General features: G+C 59.7%; 18 protein-coding genes. 5 read left to right on the top strand and 13 right to left on the bottom strand.

All coding sequences use genetic code 11. The features are described from left to right. The first annotated feature begins 1 nt into the window (after window position 1). Together BUQ81_RS07385 and BUQ81_RS07380 are read left to right on the top strand one after the other, a co-directional pair. The gene (locus tag BUQ81_RS07385; protein ID WP_074201735.1) at window positions 2-913 is read left to right on the top strand and encodes a metal ABC transporter substrate-binding protein; all 912 of its coding nucleotides are present in this window, start codon (window positions 2-4) and stop codon (window positions 911-913) included. After that, the gene (locus tag BUQ81_RS07380) at window positions 913-1653 is read left to right on the top strand and encodes a metal ABC transporter permease (RefSeq protein ID WP_074201734.1); all 741 of its coding nucleotides are present in this window, start codon (window positions 913-915) and stop codon (window positions 1651-1653) included. The genes BUQ81_RS07385 and BUQ81_RS07380 overlap by 1 nt, the downstream gene beginning before the upstream one ends. 51 nt (window positions 1654-1704) lie before the next feature. Here BUQ81_RS07380 and BUQ81_RS09015 read toward each other — a convergent pair whose 3' ends face one another. Both BUQ81_RS09015 and BUQ81_RS07370 read right to left on the bottom strand, forming a co-directional pair. Beyond that, window positions 1705-2010, bottom strand: a complete 306-nt coding sequence (locus BUQ81_RS09015) for a hypothetical protein (protein WP_074201733.1) — start codon at window positions 2008-2010, stop codon at window positions 1705-1707. Window positions 2011-2091: 81 nt separating this feature from the next. Beyond that, window positions 2092-3090: a hypothetical protein gene (locus BUQ81_RS07370; protein ID WP_143598478.1), complete on the bottom strand. Its 999-nt coding sequence runs from the start codon at window positions 3088-3090 to the stop codon at window positions 2092-2094. 255 nt (window positions 3091-3345) lie between these two features. On the opposite strand from BUQ81_RS07370, the gene BUQ81_RS07365 reads away from it, so the two are divergent. Next, on the top strand, window positions 3346-4161 hold the full coding sequence (locus BUQ81_RS07365; protein WP_074201731.1) for an esterase/lipase family protein: 816 nt from the start codon (window positions 3346-3348) through the stop codon (window positions 4159-4161). A 69-nt stretch (window positions 4162-4230) separates the two neighbouring features. Here BUQ81_RS07365 and BUQ81_RS07360 read toward each other — a convergent pair whose 3' ends face one another. From BUQ81_RS07360 to BUQ81_RS07315, 10 genes are all read right to left on the bottom strand, one after another. Beyond that, window positions 4231-4911, bottom strand: coding sequence for a c-type cytochrome (locus tag BUQ81_RS07360; RefSeq protein ID WP_074201730.1), 681 nt, complete (start codon window positions 4909-4911; stop codon window positions 4231-4233). 12 nt (window positions 4912-4923) lie between these two features. Next, window positions 4924-6216 (bottom strand): FAD-dependent oxidoreductase, encoded by a 1293-nt coding sequence (locus BUQ81_RS07355; protein ID WP_084188301.1) that lies wholly within the window; start codon window positions 6214-6216, stop codon window positions 4924-4926. A gap of 15 nt (window positions 6217-6231) precedes the next feature. Beyond that, window positions 6232-6597: a c-type cytochrome gene (locus tag BUQ81_RS07350; RefSeq protein ID WP_074201729.1), complete on the bottom strand. Its 366-nt coding sequence runs from the start codon at window positions 6595-6597 to the stop codon at window positions 6232-6234. A 13-nt stretch (window positions 6598-6610) separates the two neighbouring features. After that, a complete protein-coding gene (locus BUQ81_RS07345) occupies window positions 6611-7834 on the bottom strand; it encodes a hypothetical protein (protein WP_074201728.1) in 1224 nt (407 codons plus the stop codon). Between the two features lie 14 nt (window positions 7835-7848). Beyond that, window positions 7849-9216 (bottom strand): c-type cytochrome, encoded by a 1368-nt coding sequence (locus tag BUQ81_RS07340; RefSeq protein WP_074201727.1) that lies wholly within the window; start codon window positions 9214-9216, stop codon window positions 7849-7851. A gap of 138 nt (window positions 9217-9354) precedes the next feature. Continuing rightward, window positions 9355-9822, bottom strand: a complete 468-nt coding sequence (gene msrA / locus BUQ81_RS07335; protein WP_074201726.1) for a peptide-methionine (S)-S-oxide reductase MsrA — start codon at window positions 9820-9822, stop codon at window positions 9355-9357. A 4-nt stretch (window positions 9823-9826) separates the two neighbouring features. Further along, window positions 9827-11275, bottom strand: coding sequence for an NAD(P)H-hydrate dehydratase (locus tag BUQ81_RS07330; RefSeq protein WP_234947397.1), 1449 nt, complete (start codon window positions 11273-11275; stop codon window positions 9827-9829). Continuing rightward, window positions 11263-12027: an undecaprenyl-diphosphate phosphatase gene (locus tag BUQ81_RS07325; RefSeq protein ID WP_074201724.1), complete on the bottom strand. Its 765-nt coding sequence runs from the start codon at window positions 12025-12027 to the stop codon at window positions 11263-11265. The genes BUQ81_RS07330 and BUQ81_RS07325 overlap by 13 nt, the downstream gene beginning before the upstream one ends. Next, the gene (locus tag BUQ81_RS07320; protein ID WP_074201723.1) at window positions 11994-12554 is read right to left on the bottom strand and encodes a mechanosensitive ion channel domain-containing protein; all 561 of its coding nucleotides are present in this window, start codon (window positions 12552-12554) and stop codon (window positions 11994-11996) included. The genes BUQ81_RS07325 and BUQ81_RS07320 overlap by 34 nt, the downstream gene beginning before the upstream one ends. 83 nt (window positions 12555-12637) lie before the next feature. Next, complete coding sequence (locus BUQ81_RS07315) at window positions 12638-13816, bottom strand: class I SAM-dependent methyltransferase (protein WP_074201722.1); 1179 nt, start codon at window positions 13814-13816, stop codon at window positions 12638-12640. A 76-nt stretch (window positions 13817-13892) separates the two neighbouring features. Here BUQ81_RS07315 and BUQ81_RS07310 point away from each other — a divergent pair, with 76 nt between their 5' ends. Together BUQ81_RS07310 and BUQ81_RS07305 are read left to right on the top strand one after the other, a co-directional pair. Further along, a complete protein-coding gene (locus tag BUQ81_RS07310; RefSeq protein WP_074201721.1) occupies window positions 13893-14357 on the top strand; it encodes a FliG C-terminal domain-containing protein in 465 nt (154 codons plus the stop codon). Then, a complete protein-coding gene (locus BUQ81_RS07305; protein ID WP_074201720.1) occupies window positions 14357-14824 on the top strand; it encodes a FliG C-terminal domain-containing protein in 468 nt (155 codons plus the stop codon). Before BUQ81_RS07310 ends, BUQ81_RS07305 begins: the two co-directional genes overlap by 1 nt. 3 nt (window positions 14825-14827) lie before the next feature. Here BUQ81_RS07305 and folB read toward each other — a convergent pair whose 3' ends face one another. Next, a complete protein-coding gene (gene folB, locus BUQ81_RS07300) occupies window positions 14828-15196 on the bottom strand; it encodes a dihydroneopterin aldolase (protein ID WP_200770569.1) in 369 nt (122 codons plus the stop codon). Between the last annotated feature and the right edge of the window lie 11 nt (window positions 15197-15207).

Genomic DNA, 15207 nt, shown 5'->3' with positions numbered 1-15207 from the left:
CATGAAAAAGTTTGTATTGGTTGTATTGGCCTGGTTGGTGGTTCAGGCGCCTGCTTACGCCAAGTTGAATGTGTTCGCTTGCGAACCGGAATGGGGCGCGCTGACGCGTGAGCTGGCGGGCGATGCAGCAGAGGTGTTTGTCGCTACCAGCGCATTGCAGGACCCGCACCACATTCAGGCGCGCCCCAGCCTGATCGCCAAAATACATCGTGCAGACATGGTGGTATGCACAGGTGCGGACTTGGAAGTGGGCTGGCTGCCTGTCCTGTTGCGTCGCGGTGCCAACCCGAAAGTGCTGCCGGGACAGCCCGGCTATTTCGAAGCCGCGGCCCATGTGCCACTGCTTGAACGGCCGCAGCGGCTGGATCGCTCAGAAGGGGATGTGCATCCACAGGGCAATCCGCACATTCAGACGGACCCACGCAATATCTATCGTGTGGGTCAGGCGCTGGCACAACGCTTGATGGAGATAGATCCCGAGCACGCGGCCCATTACCGTGTCCGCTGGGCGGCCTTCTCCACCCGTTGGCAGCAGGCCATGCAGCACTGGAATGCCCTGGGTGCGCCGCTGAAGGGCATGCCGATCGTCACCCATCACAAGGGCTGGACTTATCTTGTTCACTGGCTGCAGCTCAATGAGGTTGCCACGCTTGAGCCCAAGCCAGGCATTCCGCCGTCCAGTGCACACCTGCAGAAACTGGTTGCGCTGCTGAAGGTGAAGCCGGCCAGGGCGATTATCCGTGCCCCCTACCAGGATCCGAAACCGTCCGAGTGGCTGTCGGCCAAAACCGGCACACCGGCTGTCGTGCTGCCGTTTACCGTGGGCGGTACACCGCAAGCTAAGGACCTGTTTACCCTGTTTGACGACACCCTGGCGCGCCTGCGCAAGGCCGCCGGTGTGGGTACACCATAATGTTCGATTGGGGACTGTTGCTCCCGCCCTTTGTGGCGGGTGCGCTGGTGGCGCTGACCCATGTGCCCCTGGGGCGGGAAGTGCTCGCTCGCGGCGTGATCTTCATGGATCTGGCCGTGGCGCAGATTGCCGCGCTGGGCTATCTGATGGCGCAGCTGTTGCACTGGGACCAACCTTTTCAGGCGCAGGCTGCGGCAGGTGCAGCCGCCCTGATCGGTGCGGGATGGCTGCTGCTGTGTGAGCGCTACTGGCCAGCTATTCAGGAAGCGCTGATCGGTGTCACCTTTGTGCTGGCATCGACAGCCAGCCTGCTATTGCTGGCCAATAACCCCCATGGGGGTGAACACATGCGGGACCTGCTCAGCGGGCAGATCCTGTGGACCCTGTGGGATCAGTTAATACCGCTGGCTGGTGTGACAGTTGCTGTGGGCCTGCTGCTGTTCGCACAGCGCTGGCTGGGGCGGGCGGCATTCTATATTGCCTTCGCACTGGCGGTGACTGCTTCCGTGCAGTTGCTGGGGGTCTATCTGGTGTTTGCGACACTGATTGTGCCGGCGATTGCCGTGCGCCATCTGCATGGGTGGCGAGCGGCAGGCATGGGCTATGCCATCGCTGTGATGGCCTATGCCTTGGGGCTGGTGCTCTCCAGCCTGTATGACCTGCCTGCAGCGCCACTGATCGTCTGGTGTATCGTGGCGGTGGCGCTGGCAAGTCGTCTGATTCCCTTGCGGTCTTCCTGAAGACTGGAATCAACCGTGCGTGCTGCCGCGTCAGGCTGCACGCCTTTTCATTTATTCACGTCCCGCCGAACATGTCGTGGTGCAGGCATCGCCACCGCTGCTGGGGGTTTCCGCTTCGCCTTTCTGGCTGTTGTGTCTGCTGCTACAGCTGTCGTTGCAGCCTCCGGAAAGTATGGCTTCTTCCTTGCGCGCATCGTCCAGAATGCGCCGGGCACCGCGCAGGACCACGGCGGCGATAATGAGTCCAATGATCAGATCCGGCCAGCGCGTATCCAGCGAGTCGGCGATGAGCGCTGTGGACTGGGCCAGCCAGCCGACGATAATCTCCAGCAGGAACAGGGTGGCATTGATGCCCAACAGCCAGTGGAGGGTTTTCTTCTGGCTGGCGTCCTTGATTTCAACTTCGCATCCGCAATCGCTCAGGCACGATCTCCCGTCTTAAAAGTGCCACAGTGCCCGGGCACCATAGACCCATGTATCCGTCTGTTGGCGGATAAATTGCACATCGGCGCTGATATCCCAGTGGGCATTGATACGGTAGCGCAGATAGCCTTCGCTCATATGGCGATCTGGCGCATTGAGCGGGCCGCTGCCCAGTGTGGTGGCATGACCAAGGCCAAGGGTCCAGCGGTTCCAGCTTTTTTGCGCAGCGAGGCTGGCGAAGCGTGCCGCATCCTGGGCCGTGTCATCGGCCCACCCCAGGCGCAGGTTCCAGTCCAGCCCGCCCAGTGATTGATCGGTGGTGAGATAGGTTCCCCAGCTGTCTTTTTCGTCCTCTGCACCTTCTCTATACCATGCGCCGATATGCAGGGATTCATTCAGCCAGTGGGTTTCAGCTAAGGTAAAAATGCCAGTGCGATGGTTGGTGAGAGAAAAGAGACGGTGATAGTCGCTGCCGTTATCAGCAAGGCCAGTGTTTTTTGCCAAGAGAATATTGAGGCGCGCTGATGTCCAGGCAAGGCCCAGGTCGTGATCCGGAAATGAAATGGTGCTGTTGTTTACCAGATCGGCATTGAGGAACTGGGTGGTTTCGTCATTGGCGACGTCAGAGGTATCGGCAAAACCGGCCAGATCGATCAGCCCAATGTGGAGTTGGCCGTTTAACATGCCGAAGCTGGCAAAGGCTTCGGAAAGCTGGATGCGGCCCTCGCCGTCCTTGTCGGTGGCGACACCGGCTGCTGCCTGGGCACCCAGTGCACTGGGGCCGCGTGCGTCTGGGGTGTTGTTGCCTTCCAGGTGCACCAGCCAGCCAATTTGTTTCCAGTGTCCTTCGGCGAGGAAATCGCCGGAGAGGGTGTTTTCCGGTTTAACGGCTCCCAGATCGGAACGCTGATGCGTCCACATCAGATTACCGCTGACTTCGGCGGGTGCAGCAGCAGTTGCGCTAACTGTGACTAGCCAGATCAGAAAGAAATAGGAAAGGGAGTGCTTACTCATGATAATGGTTCACATTTGTATTGGGTGAAAGCATTCTAATGGGATTTTCCCGATGAGTAAGGGGGGGTCCCCGACTTTTTGAAATCGATTTTTTTCACATCCTCGCAGCGGGGCACTTATATAAGCGAAAACTCAAGCATTTGCCTCAAAAAATAGGCCTTTTTACAATCATATCAATGGCATCCGCGCCAAACCCGTCCCATTGCGACCATTCGGGATAGATTGTGCGGGATGCCCCACCAGAGGAGGGGGGTGATGAAACGTGCAACGCTGCTGGTTATTCTGCTGGTTTCGCTGCTTGCGGGCAGTGCGTGGGCGCGCACGGCGGTGCTGATTTACGGCATGGTGAGCAATCCGGATGCGTGGTACAAGCACAAGGTCATTCAGCCGCTGCTGGCCAGTGGCTGGGCAGATGGCGGCATGTTGCCAATGCTGCCCAATTGGGCGGCGCAGAAGGCACCGGATGTGGTTTATACCGTGCGCATGCCCTGGTGGCTGCCGTTGGAAGCGCAGGCGCGCTATCTGGATCAGGTGTTGCGGCGCATTTATGCGCTGCGCAAGGAGCCTGTGATTCTCGTCGGCCACTCCAGCGGCGGTATCGTGGCGCGGCTCTATTCGCTGGCACCGGAAAAATGGCGTGTACCGGTGGCGGGCGTGATTACCATTGCGTCGCCCAATCTGGGCACGCCGTGGGCAAAACTGGGCTGGCAGATGTTGCGTTCTCCCATGGGGCGCATGCTCAAGGAGATGGACGACAAGTCCGAGCGGCTCTACGCCGCCCGCTACCTGCTGTGGGAGCTGGCCTCCGACAAGCGCGGCAACACCATCCACCGCATGGCTTACATGCGCCATCCGGAAGGGGTGAAATACATCAGTCTCGTGCATATGCGCAAATGGGGTGGGCGACGCATGGATGACTGGGTGGGGATGATGGTGCCGCCCAAGTATCAGGATCTGCGACGGGTGCCCGCACTGAGTGGGCGCGCCATGACCATTCCGGTGTCGGCAGGCCATCAGCTGGACAAGCGTGATGGCTGGGTGCTGGCGCAGCTTTTGCGGCGCGAGTTCTGACAGGCAGACAATATCGGTATAAAAAAGCCCCGCAGCGCGGGGCTTTTTGTTGGCAGGCAGAAGGACAGGTTATTTCTGTCCGTTGCCGTAGTACTGCGCCAGCGCCTCGATCTCCTCGTCGGTGAGCTGCTCGGCGACAAAGCGCATGCCTTCTTCCACATCGTTGCGACGCTTGCCGGACTTGTACATTTCCAGCTGACGCTTGATGTAGAAGGCACTCTGGCCGCTGATCATGGGCGTTTCATTCACGCCGCCCTCACCGCGCACCCCGTGGCAGGAGCTGCAGGGTGTCAGCAGGCGGGTGTGGTCGCCGCGGCGAGCCAGTTGATCCGCCACGTGATTGGGCTTTTCCACCCGCTTGAAAAACGGCTTGGGCTGCTGTGCATAGTAGGCGGCCATGTCGGCATAGTCCTGCTTGGTGAAAGTGATGGCTGCATTGTGCATCACGTCATCCTTGTGGTCAGCCCACCAGCGCTTGCTGGCAAAGTCCAGCATGGTCTTGTAGAGGTAGGCCTGGTTCTGACCGGCCAGGGAAGGCGCGTTGCGTGACGGTGCATAGCCGCGATCGCCATGGCAGGTGTAGCAGTAGCCTTCCTTGGCCAGCTGTGCCCCTCGCGCTGCATTGCCATAGGGCATGTTGCGCAGGGTTTCATGCCAGGCTTCAGCCGTCCATTCCGGGGCTGTATTTTGAGGCTCGCCGGCCCACAGGGGGCTGGCAAAGGCCAGTAAAAGCAGAAGTCGCTTGTTCATCGGTCACCTCCCTTATTCAAAAATGTCGCGACGGAATGTACGCTGCCAGTTGCGCGCGATGGCAACCCGTTCAGCGTTCAGGTGCGGATTGAGGTTGACGGGCGACTGGATAGTCTCCTGCAGCTCAATCTTGCCGTCGTGGTAACGGAAGGTGTCAGTAATGGTCATGCCGAAATCTTCGCCGGCCATGGCCACACAGTTGTTGGTCCACAGTGGATAGCCGGGATCCTTGCCGGTCATTTCGGCAAGGATCACCTGTGCCACCCACTTGGCCTGGTTGGAGGCCAGGTAGCCGGTTTTTACCATCGGATCTGCTTCGGTGGTATCGCCGATGACAAACACGTTCTTGTCCACTTTGGAGCGGAAGTCGAACGGATTGATCGGTACCCACTGCTTGCCCATGGTCAGGCCGGTATCAAAGGCGAACTTGCCGGCCTTGTGCACCGGGATGATATTGATGACATCGGCCTTGATGGTTTCGCCATCCGCGGTTTTGACGCTGCGGGTATTCGGGTCGAGGCTGACCACCTTGCCGCCATTGTGTTCCCCGACCCACTCGATCATGGCGTTGTCGGTGCCATAGCCGAATTTTTCTTTCCAGTAGGTTTCATAGTGGGGCTGGAAGATGAAATCCGGTTTGCTGTCCAGAATGAGGATCTTCGCAGTGGGGTTGTGTTCCTTCAGCCACTCCGCCATGAAGCTGGCGCGCTCATAGGGTGCTGGTGGGCAGCGGTAAGGCATGGGCGGGGCGGAAATCACCACCACGCCGCCGGTGCGCATGCCCTGATACAGCTTTTTCAGCTTCAGGGTCTGTGGGCCAGCTTTCCAGGCGTGCGGGAAGTCGCCTTCTGCCAGTTCACGGCTGTAGCCTTCTACCGCATCGAAGACGAAATCCGGACCGGGAGAGACCACCAGCCAGTCGTAAGCGATGCGCTCGCCCTTGGCGGTGCGCACGGTCTTCTTGTCGTAGTCGATGGCGGTGGCCTTGTCCAGCACCACATTGACGCCATAGCGGTTGCGGATGCTGTCATAGGTGACAGTCTGTTCCGCTAGGGTGACCTCATCGTTCAGCACCTCGTTGCTGCCCGGACAGAAGACGTATTCCCTGTTGGGCTCAATGAGTGTGATGCGAATGCTGGGGTCCAGCATGCGCATGTATTTGGCGGTGGCCGTGCCACCCACGCCGCCGCCCACGATCACCAGGTGGGGTGCCGACGCAGAAAAGGCTTTGGGGCTGACACCCAGCGCGGCTGTGGCCGCCGAGGCGCCAAACAGCTTAATCAGGTCTCTGCGAGTCAATAACATGATGGGTTCCTCCCATTAATGCAGCGTTTGTTTTTTCCAGGGCAAGGCGGGAATGCTGGAGAAATAATCCGCCATCCGTTCGATCTCTTCGTCCGTGTAGGCCTTGGCGACGTCGTTCATGACGATGGTGGGACGCACCTCGTTCTTGAAATCCTTCATCAGCTTGATAAAGGTGTCCCGATCCATGCCGGCCAGTGGCGGCATACTTTCGTCAAACACGGCGCCACGGGTACCGTGACAGGCGGAGCAGTTGTCCCCCAGCACCCGGCCGCTCACGGCCGGGTCCTTGGCATAACGCTCGGGTGGAATAAAGATATCGGACTCGGCCCACGCGTTCAGGCCGATCGTCAGCAACAGGTTCAAAAGCAGTATCCGTTTCATGTTCGTCCCTCCCTCAGAAGCTGCGAATGGTCATCAGCAGGAAATAGACTGCGGTCCAGAAGACCATCAGACCAATGTTGAAGCGAGCCCATACATGCATGATGGGCGAGGCTTCGTACACGCCTTCGGTCTTGCCGGCTTTCCATACCACGGTCAGCAGATAACCCAGAGTGGAGAAGCCGAGTACCAGGAAGGTGAACAGGAACACATCCGTGGTGAACCAGTCCAGATTCACCTTGTAGTCCATGAAGTTGTAGTAGGGGATAACCGCATAATAGCGCAGCATTTCCCGGGCGATGGCAATCAGCAGCATGCCCACAAAGGCCACGATAAACGGGCGGTAGCCGCAGCGATACCCGGCCTTGCCGGCACGCCAGGCCACTAGCGCAGGCAGCAGGGCGCCGATGACCCACAGCGCAGCCCAGAGGGAGGTCTGGAACGCATGCAGTTTCTCGGGCAATGTGGCCAGATAGACGATGGCCAGTGTTGTGGTAATCGCTGCCCCCACCATGGCCAGCTTGCGACCCAGGGTAAAGGCGAACTCAAGGTAGGCCGCATCCTGATCCTTGCGGGTGGACCAGTAAGTGGCATAAGCCATCAGGTAGGTGCCGATCACCGGTACGCTCAGCAGGATAAAGAACACATAGCGGATCACGTTGAAGTCATGCAGCTTGGTGCCACTGTTGTCCACCACGCCATTGGGGGCATACCACTGCAGCCACTTTTCCGGGCTCAGGGTCTGATAACCCAGGCTGTGCATGATGAAGCCCACCAGCAGGTAGCCCAGCAGCGCACCGCCCAGTGACCACAGCGACTTGGGCGTGCCCTCGCGCTTCTTGTTGCGGAAATAGAACACATAGTGCAGTGAGTAGGCCACGATCAGCGCCAGCACGAAGGTAATGACCCAGTAGGCGCTGAGCACGTTGGAGGTGTACCACATGGGGTCGTAATACACCTGCACGGCCAGCAGGGGCGCCACGCCCAGCACGATGGCGACGGACACGGCGATCTTGCTCACGTCGGCCATGGCGTAGCCCAGCTTGCGCCAGTAGGGGTTGTCCTGGCGCACGCCGTAGAGGGCCACGCCTGCACCGCCGATCATCACGGCCACGGCAAAGAAGTGCATGGCGAAGGTGAGAATGCCTACGCCCCAGAATGCCCACGGGAAGAAGGGCAGGCCTGCAGGATCCCGCAGGGCATACAGCATGTCATGAACTGCAGCTGGATTCATATCCATTGTTTGGTTCCTCCTTATTTCGCTGCAAGCGTTTTGGCGTTATCGCCATTGAGATGGGCGATATAGGTGGCCAGTGCGTCCAGTTCGGCCTCCTTCAGCGGAATGCGCGGCATGTACATGATGTTGCCGGCCACCACGGTGCCCTTCAGATAACGCTTGATGCGATCCACATTGGTTTCACCCCCAAAGTAGTCGGTCAGCGGGCGGATGCCTTCCGTTTTGGTGACCTGGTGGCAGTTGGAACACATCACCACGGCGATCTGCTTGCCCACGGCCAGCTTGTTCTCGGCTGTCACGGTGCGCAGATTATCCGGCAGGAAAGGGTGAACCTTCAGAATGCCATATTTCTCTACCTTGGGCAGTTCCGCCTTGATGCCCATGCCCGGAACGTCGCGAGCGATGATCTGGTTGGAGTAGACATACTGCCCGGCCACATAAGGCTTGCGCATGGACTCGCGGGTAATCTCTTCCGGGAACAGACCCAGCACGGTAATCACCACCACCATCGCCCCGGCAATTACCGGCGTCAGCAGCCGAGTGTTGAACAGGGCGACGATGAAGTAGAGCAGCATCAGTCCGAAAGTGGCGATGATGGCCGGCGCGAACCAGCTCGGCATGCGGTTATGCATCACTTCCAGTGCATTGGCGGGAACGGTCTGCACGTACCAGAAGTAGGTACCGATCATAATGCTGACGCCCAGCAGCCCGAAGCCGGCCAGCTTGCGCAGCACTTCATCCTTGAGCGCGTCATCCTTGAAGGCGGATGCAATGATGCTGCCCACTACTGCAGTGACCGCCATGGCAAAACCGGTGCGGATCATCAATTGGGCAAAGGTGTTCTGGCCAAAGAAGGAATACAAGGTGCCGCCTTTCTCGAACCACTCTGGTGAGCCAGGCCACATCATGAAGGAGAGGATACCCAGGATCAGCATCATGGTGGCATATGATGCCGCGGCGAAGATGAATGCAATATAGGTGTGTGTCCGCTTGTCCACCTTGCCGACCAGGTATATCACCAGATAGACGCCCACTACCTCAATGACGAAGAAGACCCATTCGGTTGCCCATTTCCATACGAAGGAGTGAATCAGGGCGGAGATCCCCTTCGGCGAGCCGACCGTGGTGGAGTACCAGATACCCGGCCCGGTGATGGAGCCCATTACATAGGAGAAAATGAGCAGGAAAATACCGTATTTCTTGACGAATTCCAGCAGCTCCGGCCGATCTTCGCGATACGCCTTGTTTACCAGATAGGCGAAGAAGATCGCCGCCCCGACCGAGGTATGGGAAAAGAGCACGTGGATCGTCGCGATGAGCGCAATCCAGTAGCCGGATCCCATGGCCGGATCATACCAGGTGGGATAGAGGCTGATCAGTTCCATGATAATGACTCCTTATTGCCCGCATTAAAAAAAGTCAGGGTTTCAGTGTAGATAATAGAGGTATCAACAAAATTTATTAAATAGAAATTATTGAACTGCAGGTATTAATAAATTTTTTATTAGAGTATGTGTGGAAATTTACAGGTGGCAGTGGCCGCCACGGCGCTTGAGATAGTGCTGGTGGTAGTCTTCCGCCGGCCAGAAGGTGTCGGCGGTTTCAATGGTGGTGACGATGGGGCGAGGGAAATGCCCCTGCCAGCGCTGAATACCCGCTTCCGCTTCGGCGCGCTGGCGGTCATTGACGGGAAAAATGGCGCTGCGGTACTGGGTGCCGATGTCGGGACCCTGTCGGTTCAGCTGGGTGGGGTCGTGCAGCTGAAAGAAGGCGTCCAGCAGATCCACATAGGCGATCTGCTCCGGGTCGAACACCGCCTTGACCGTTTCCGCATGGCCGGTGGCGCCGCTGCACACGCTGCGGTAGTCCGGATTGGGCAGGTGCCCGCCCATATAGCCGACTTGCGTTTCCACCACGCCCGGCAGGGCATCGAGGCGCGCCTGCACGCCCCAGAAGCACCCTGCAGCGAAGTAGGCTGTTTCCCGTTTCATGGAGCTAATTTAACAGATGCTGCATCGGGGCGAGCAGCTGTGTGGGATCAAGCCCGCGCGTGCCGTGCTGAGCCGCAGCCAGATCAGCCGCCGCAGCGTGCAGGCAGACACCGCTGCGGGCGGCCTCGGGCAGCGGCAGCCCTTGGGCAATCAGGGCGGTGAGGATGCCGGTGAGTACATCCCCCATGCCGCCGGTGGCCATGCCGGCATTGCCGTGCAGACACAGATCAACATGTTCGCCATCATCAATCAGGGTGCCGGCGCCCTTGAGCACGATCACGCCACCATAACGCTGCTGCAGTTTGCGCACTGCCTGAATGCGGTCGGCCTGCACCTCGGCCACGCTGCAGCCGAGCAGGCGCGCCGCTTCCCCGGGGTGTGGGGTGAGAATCCAGTTGTCGGCCCGCATGGCTGTCTGTGCCAGCAAGTTGAGAGCGTCGGCGTCCAGTACCCGCGGCGTGTCGCGATGCAAAATCTGGCGCAGCAACTGTCGTCCCCAGTCGTTTTGTCCCAGTCCGGGGCCGATGCCAATGGCGCTTGCCGCTTCTATACGGTCTGGCGACAGGGTGTCGTACACCATGAGCGCCGGATTGCGGCACAGCAGGGCAGTGCGGTGTTCGGCTCGGGTCACCACCTGCGTGAGTCCTGCACCGGCGTGCAGGGCGGCTTCCGCCGTCAGTGCAATGGCGCCCGCCAGTGCGTCGCCGCCGATGAGCAGGGCGGTGCCGCAGCGGCCCTTGTGGGCATGGGCCGGACGAGGCGGTAAAACGCAATCCTGCCAGCGAAGACCGCGTGCCACTGGCGTTTGCATGGCAAGGGTATGAAGGGGGACGCCTAAATTTTCGCAAACGATTTTTCCGGCGCATTCCCGTCCCTGCTCCATATAGAGGCCCACCTTGGGCACGATGAAGGTGGTGGTCAGATGGGCCTTGACGGCGCTGCCCAATACCTGGCCGGTGTCGGCGGAAAGACCGGAAGGAATGTCCAGCGCCAGCACCGGTCTGCCGCTGGCGTTGATGGCCTCAATGGAGTCGCGGTAGGCGCCTTCAACCGGGCGATCCAGCCCGGTGCCCAGCAGGGCGTCCACAATGACATCCGCCTCGGCGAGGGTATTGGTGTCAAACGGCAGACCGCTCAGGCCCAGATCGGCCATTTCGTGCAGCATGGTGAGCGCATCGCCACGGATTTTATGGGTGGGGCCCACCTGCAGCACATCCACCTGCAGGCCGGCAAGAGTGGCGTATTGCGCCAGCGCAAAGCCGTCGCCGCCATTATTGCCTACACCGCAGACCACGGCGATGCGCTGCGCCTGAGGCCAGTGGGCACGCAGGTGTTGAAAGGCGCTGAAGGCGGCCCGTTTCATCAGCAGAATGCCGGGCACGCCCGCCTGTTCGATGGCGATGCGGTCGATGGTGCGGGCCTGTTCGGCGCTATAGAGGTTCAGTACAGCCACAGCAGCAGGACTCCAAAGGCGATACGGTACCAGCCGAAGGCGCGGAAGGTAAAGCGTTGCAGAAATTCCAGAAACAGCTTCATGGTGAGCCAGGCGGTGATAAAGGCCACGGCAAAGCCCACCGCCAGCGGTGCCCAGCCGGTGGTGGCAAAGTCATCGTAATGCTTCACCAGATCAAAGCCGCAAGCGCCAGCCAGAACCGGCAGGGCCAGCAGGAAAGAAAACTCCGCCGCCGTCTTGCGGTCCAGCCCGGCCACCACGCCGCCCACAATGGATGCACCGGCCCGGCTCGTGCCCGGGATCAGTGCAAAGGCCTGAAACACGCCGATCCACAGCGCCTGGCGCAGGGAGACCTTTTCGATGTCGCGGGTGCGGTGGGTGCCTTCATTATAGAGCGCTTCCATAATGAGAAACACGATGCCGCCAATAATGAACATCCACGCCACCACTTCCACCGTGAACAGCGCCTTGATCTGATGGTGAAACAGCAGCCCCAGCGCGCCGATGGGCACAAAGGACACCGCCACCTTGAACCACAGTGGCAGGTGCTCGACAGAGAACTTGTCGCGGTAGTGGGTAATGACCGCAAGAATGGCGCCCAGCTGGATAATGACTTCGAACGCCTTGTTTTCGGCGTTCTGCGGCAGGCCGAGCCAGTCGGCCACAATGATGAGATGCCCGGTGGAGGAAATGGGCAGATATTCGGTCAGGCCCTCGATCAGGCCCAGGATGGCGGCTTGCAACAGATCCATGGAGTCTCCTCAGTTTTGCGGTTGGGGTGGCGTTGGCACGCGGACGGGGGTTCCCCCTCGCCGTGATTGCGGCGCAGCACCACTTCGATGGGCTTGACGACATCCAGGTGCACATCCCGCTGCGGGAAGGCGATGACGATGCTCGCCTTTTTGAAGCGGTCGTTGATGGACTGATTCAGCTCCGAGCGAATGGTGAAGAGGTCGTCGATGTTGTCGATGTAGGCTCGGAGCACCAGATTGAGGGTGTTGTCGCCAAAGCCGCTGAACCCGGCGGACGGACGGGGGTTGCGCAGGACCTTGGGGTGCGCCTGCGCCTGCGCCAACAGGGCGGATTGTGATTTGGCCGCGGCGTCCGTGGCGTTGTTCAGCGCCTGCTGCGCCGTCTGAATCTTGCGGGCAAGCTGATCCAGCTGTGCCTGCAGGGTCCCGGCGGCATAGACAGCGGGAAAGGCGCTGGCGAGAAGCAGACCGGCCAAAAACAGGACAAGGCGGAGGCCTGAAGCGGGGTGGATGGACAAGATGCGCACGCAAACACTCCAGTCATAAAAAGGTAAGTCGTAAGCCCGCTTAACCGACAGGCGTCCCGCTATTGTATGAATTTCGGGTCGATCTAAAGCCTGTCACGCAGATCCACCAGCTGAAAGCCCATCAACGGCGTATCCACTCCCTTGGTCAGCGCCATCACCTTGAAGATTTCGCCCATTTCATCCGGAAGGGTGAGCGTCTTGATCTGCTGGCTCAGCTTGAGCTGTTCGGTCACAGGCAGGTCGGCGGGGATGCTTTCCAGCAGGCCGGTGCTCATCAGAAAATGTGCCTGGGTGGTGAAGCCCGCCACGCGGAAACCGGCGTCGAAGCCCGACTCCGCCACTTCGGTGAAGTCCACATGGGCGGTGATATCCTGCAATCCCGGCCACAACAGCGGGTTGTCGTGCACGCGGTGCTGGTAAAAGCAGCGCAGGGTGCCGTTGAGCCGTTCCTTCTGATAGAGCTCCTGCTGCGGAAAACCGTAGTCGATGAGCAGCACGGCGCCGGCCGCCATAAAGTCGCTCAGGCTTTTGAGCCAGGGGTGAATGTTGAGGTTCACTTCCGCCTTGTAGCCCAGCGATGTGGGCTTGATCAGGCTGCGCAGGCCATTGACAACCCGCTGCAAGGTGGCATCGCTGATGGGCAGCTGCGTCCAGATCAGTTGACCGCTTTCATCGGCATCCACGCCCATACGCCAGCTGGTGCCCGGTTCCAGATAGAAGCGTTCCACCGGCATGGCGTCCAGTACTTCGTTGGCCACCACCACACCGCGCCAGCCGGGGGCGGGCAGACGCTCCAGCCATTCGACCCGCGCATACAGCTCGGGCGGGAGCGATTCCTGCAGAAAGGCCTGCTGGCGGGCGCGTAGGTCGGCGCTCAGGTCGAGAATCTGGTAGCGTTCCGGCAGGGCGTCCGCATCGGCCAGCGTAAGCAGGATGTCCCGCGCCATGCGCCCGGAGCCGGCACCGAACTCGAGAATATTGCCGCCGCCCAGTGCTCCCAGGATCTGATCCAGCTGCCGCGCCACGCATTGGCCGAACAGAGGCGAGCTTTCCGGTGCGGTGGTGAAGTCGCCCGTCGGCCCCAGTTTGGGCAGGCCATTGCTGTAATAGCCGAGACCGGGTGTGTACAGCGCGCGCTGCATGTATTCGGAAAAGGGCATGGGGCCGTTCTGGCGGATGGCGCGCACAATGCGTTCGCGCAGGGTTTCGCTGCGCTGCAGGGCGTCGGGGTCGGGCGTGGGCAGGTTGAGCTGTTTTTTCATGATGGTCTCGCAAGGCCTTTTTTGGCGCAATGCTTGCTATGATTGCACTATTCAGAAATCGCGCGGTGATTGTACGATGAAAGTGGGCATACGCAAGGTGCATGAGGATGAATGGTGGGTGGAGGCCGGCTGTGCGACGGTACGGCTCAACTACTTTGAGGTGGAACTGCTCAATATCCTGCTGCAGGAAGGGGTGCGTCTGAGTGAAGGCGGTGAGTACAACCTGCTGGCCGGGTTTATCAAGCTGGCGCACAAGCTGGACCTGCTCAGCGATGAGGATTTGCAGAAGGTGTTGCGGGCGGTCAGTGATCGGGATCTGGTGCTGATGCTGCGTGCCTTGAATGAGGGGGATTTTCGCGCCCGCATCCTGCGCAATGTGGGCCCGCTGCTGGCCAAGCAGCTGGAGCGGGATCTGCACATGGACGCGCCGCTGGATGTGGAGGCGGCCAAGGCGGCCATCGAGCGGATCATGCGCACCGCCTTTGAAATGGAGGCACGCGGCGAGATCGAGTTTCAGACGGCGGTGACGGAGTATATCTGATGGATATTGAGGTTAGACGCCTGAAAAACGGTGAGATTCAGCTGGATTTCGGCAGGGTGATGCTCAATCTGCAGCCTGCGGTGATCAAGGCGCTGCAGCAGGCGCTGGATGCGCGTCTGAACGCCTGCGGTGAAAAGGAGCGGGCAGCCATCAAGAAGAAGCTGGCAGTATTTAGCGATCTGGCAAAGAAGCTGGCGGCGGTGGATGACCGCATCATGCAGCGCATGTTGTCGCAGTTGACCGCCGAGCAGCTGGTGACACTGGCGCGTCTCGGCGGTGAGGCGGTGCTGCGTAAGATCGAGCGCAATCTTTCCAAGACCAACCGACGCCAGTTTGAAGAGGATTACGCCCGGCTCAACCGCATTACTGAGCACCAGGCGGTCATTTATATGGAACAGATCGTGCCGGTGCTCAAGAAGATTGCGCAGGAGCAGAAGGCGCTGGAAGCGCAGATGGCGAAGGAATAAGCGTCAGCGCCCCCGCCAGATCTCCACACCCACGCTGCGCGCAGCCTGCACTGCCGCGGGCTTGTGCACACGCAGGTGTACCTGCTGTACGGCCGGGTAGGTGCTCAGCAGCGCATGGCAGACCTTTTCCGCCACGGTTTCGATCAGTTCGTGGGGCGTGCTTAACAGGGATTCGATACGCTGCGCCACCTCGGCATAGTCCACCGTTTTTGACAGGTCATTTTCTTCGCCCGCTGCCCTGAGCGGAAGCAGCAGCTCAATATCAAAACGCAATGGTTGCGGCACCTGCTTTTCCCACGGCAGGATGCCGATAATGCACTTCACTTCCAGCTGTTCGATAAAGATGCGATCCATGGGCGTTTGCGCCTGCATGCTAAAATCTC

The organism is Sulfurivirga caldicuralii, assembly GCF_900141795.1.
Classification (GTDB): Bacteria; Pseudomonadota; Gammaproteobacteria; order Thiomicrospirales; family Thiomicrospiraceae; genus Sulfurivirga; species Sulfurivirga caldicuralii.
Note: the sequence above shows the minus strand (reverse complement) of the source record. Positions and strands in the feature narration are given on the sequence as shown.

Bases quoted from the DNA above. Each gene is read 5' to 3' on its own strand.
- BUQ81_RS07360 (WP_074201730.1), bottom strand. From the start codon at position 4,911: ATGAACAAGCGACTTCTGCTTTTACTGGCCTTTGCCAGCCCCCTGTGG.
- folB (WP_200770569.1), bottom strand. From the start codon at position 15,196: ATGCAGGCGCAAACGCCCATGGATCGCATCTTTATCGAACAGCTGGAA.
- BUQ81_RS07310 (WP_074201721.1), top strand. From the start codon at position 13,893: ATGAAAGTGGGCATACGCAAGGTGCATGAGGATGAATGGTGGGTGGAG.
- BUQ81_RS07305 (WP_074201720.1), top strand. From the start codon at position 14,357: ATGGATATTGAGGTTAGACGCCTGAAAAACGGTGAGATTCAGCTGGAT.
- BUQ81_RS07355 (WP_084188301.1), bottom strand. From the start codon at position 6,216: ATGTTATTGACTCGCAGAGACCTGATTAAGCTGTTTGGCGCCTCGGCG.
- BUQ81_RS07380 (WP_074201734.1), top strand. From the start codon at position 913: ATGTTCGATTGGGGACTGTTGCTCCCGCCCTTTGTGGCGGGTGCGCTG.
- BUQ81_RS07365 (WP_074201731.1), top strand. From the start codon at position 3,346: ATGAAACGTGCAACGCTGCTGGTTATTCTGCTGGTTTCGCTGCTTGCG.
- BUQ81_RS07345 (WP_074201728.1), bottom strand. From the start codon at position 7,834: ATGGATATGAATCCAGCTGCAGTTCATGACATGCTGTATGCCCTGCGG.
- BUQ81_RS07325 (WP_074201724.1), bottom strand. From the start codon at position 12,027: ATGGATCTGTTGCAAGCCGCCATCCTGGGCCTGATCGAGGGCCTGACC.
- BUQ81_RS07350 (WP_074201729.1), bottom strand. From the start codon at position 6,597: ATGAAACGGATACTGCTTTTGAACCTGTTGCTGACGATCGGCCTGAAC.
- msrA (WP_074201726.1), bottom strand. From the start codon at position 9,822: ATGAAACGGGAAACAGCCTACTTCGCTGCAGGGTGCTTCTGGGGCGTG.
- BUQ81_RS07340 (WP_074201727.1), bottom strand. From the start codon at position 9,216: ATGGAACTGATCAGCCTCTATCCCACCTGGTATGATCCGGCCATGGGA.
- BUQ81_RS07385 (WP_074201735.1), top strand. From the start codon at position 2: ATGAAAAAGTTTGTATTGGTTGTATTGGCCTGGTTGGTGGTTCAGGCG.
- BUQ81_RS07315 (WP_074201722.1), bottom strand. From the start codon at position 13,816: ATGAAAAAACAGCTCAACCTGCCCACGCCCGACCCCGACGCCCTGCAG.
- BUQ81_RS07370 (WP_143598478.1), bottom strand. From the start codon at position 3,090: ATGAGTAAGCACTCCCTTTCCTATTTCTTTCTGATCTGGCTAGTCACA.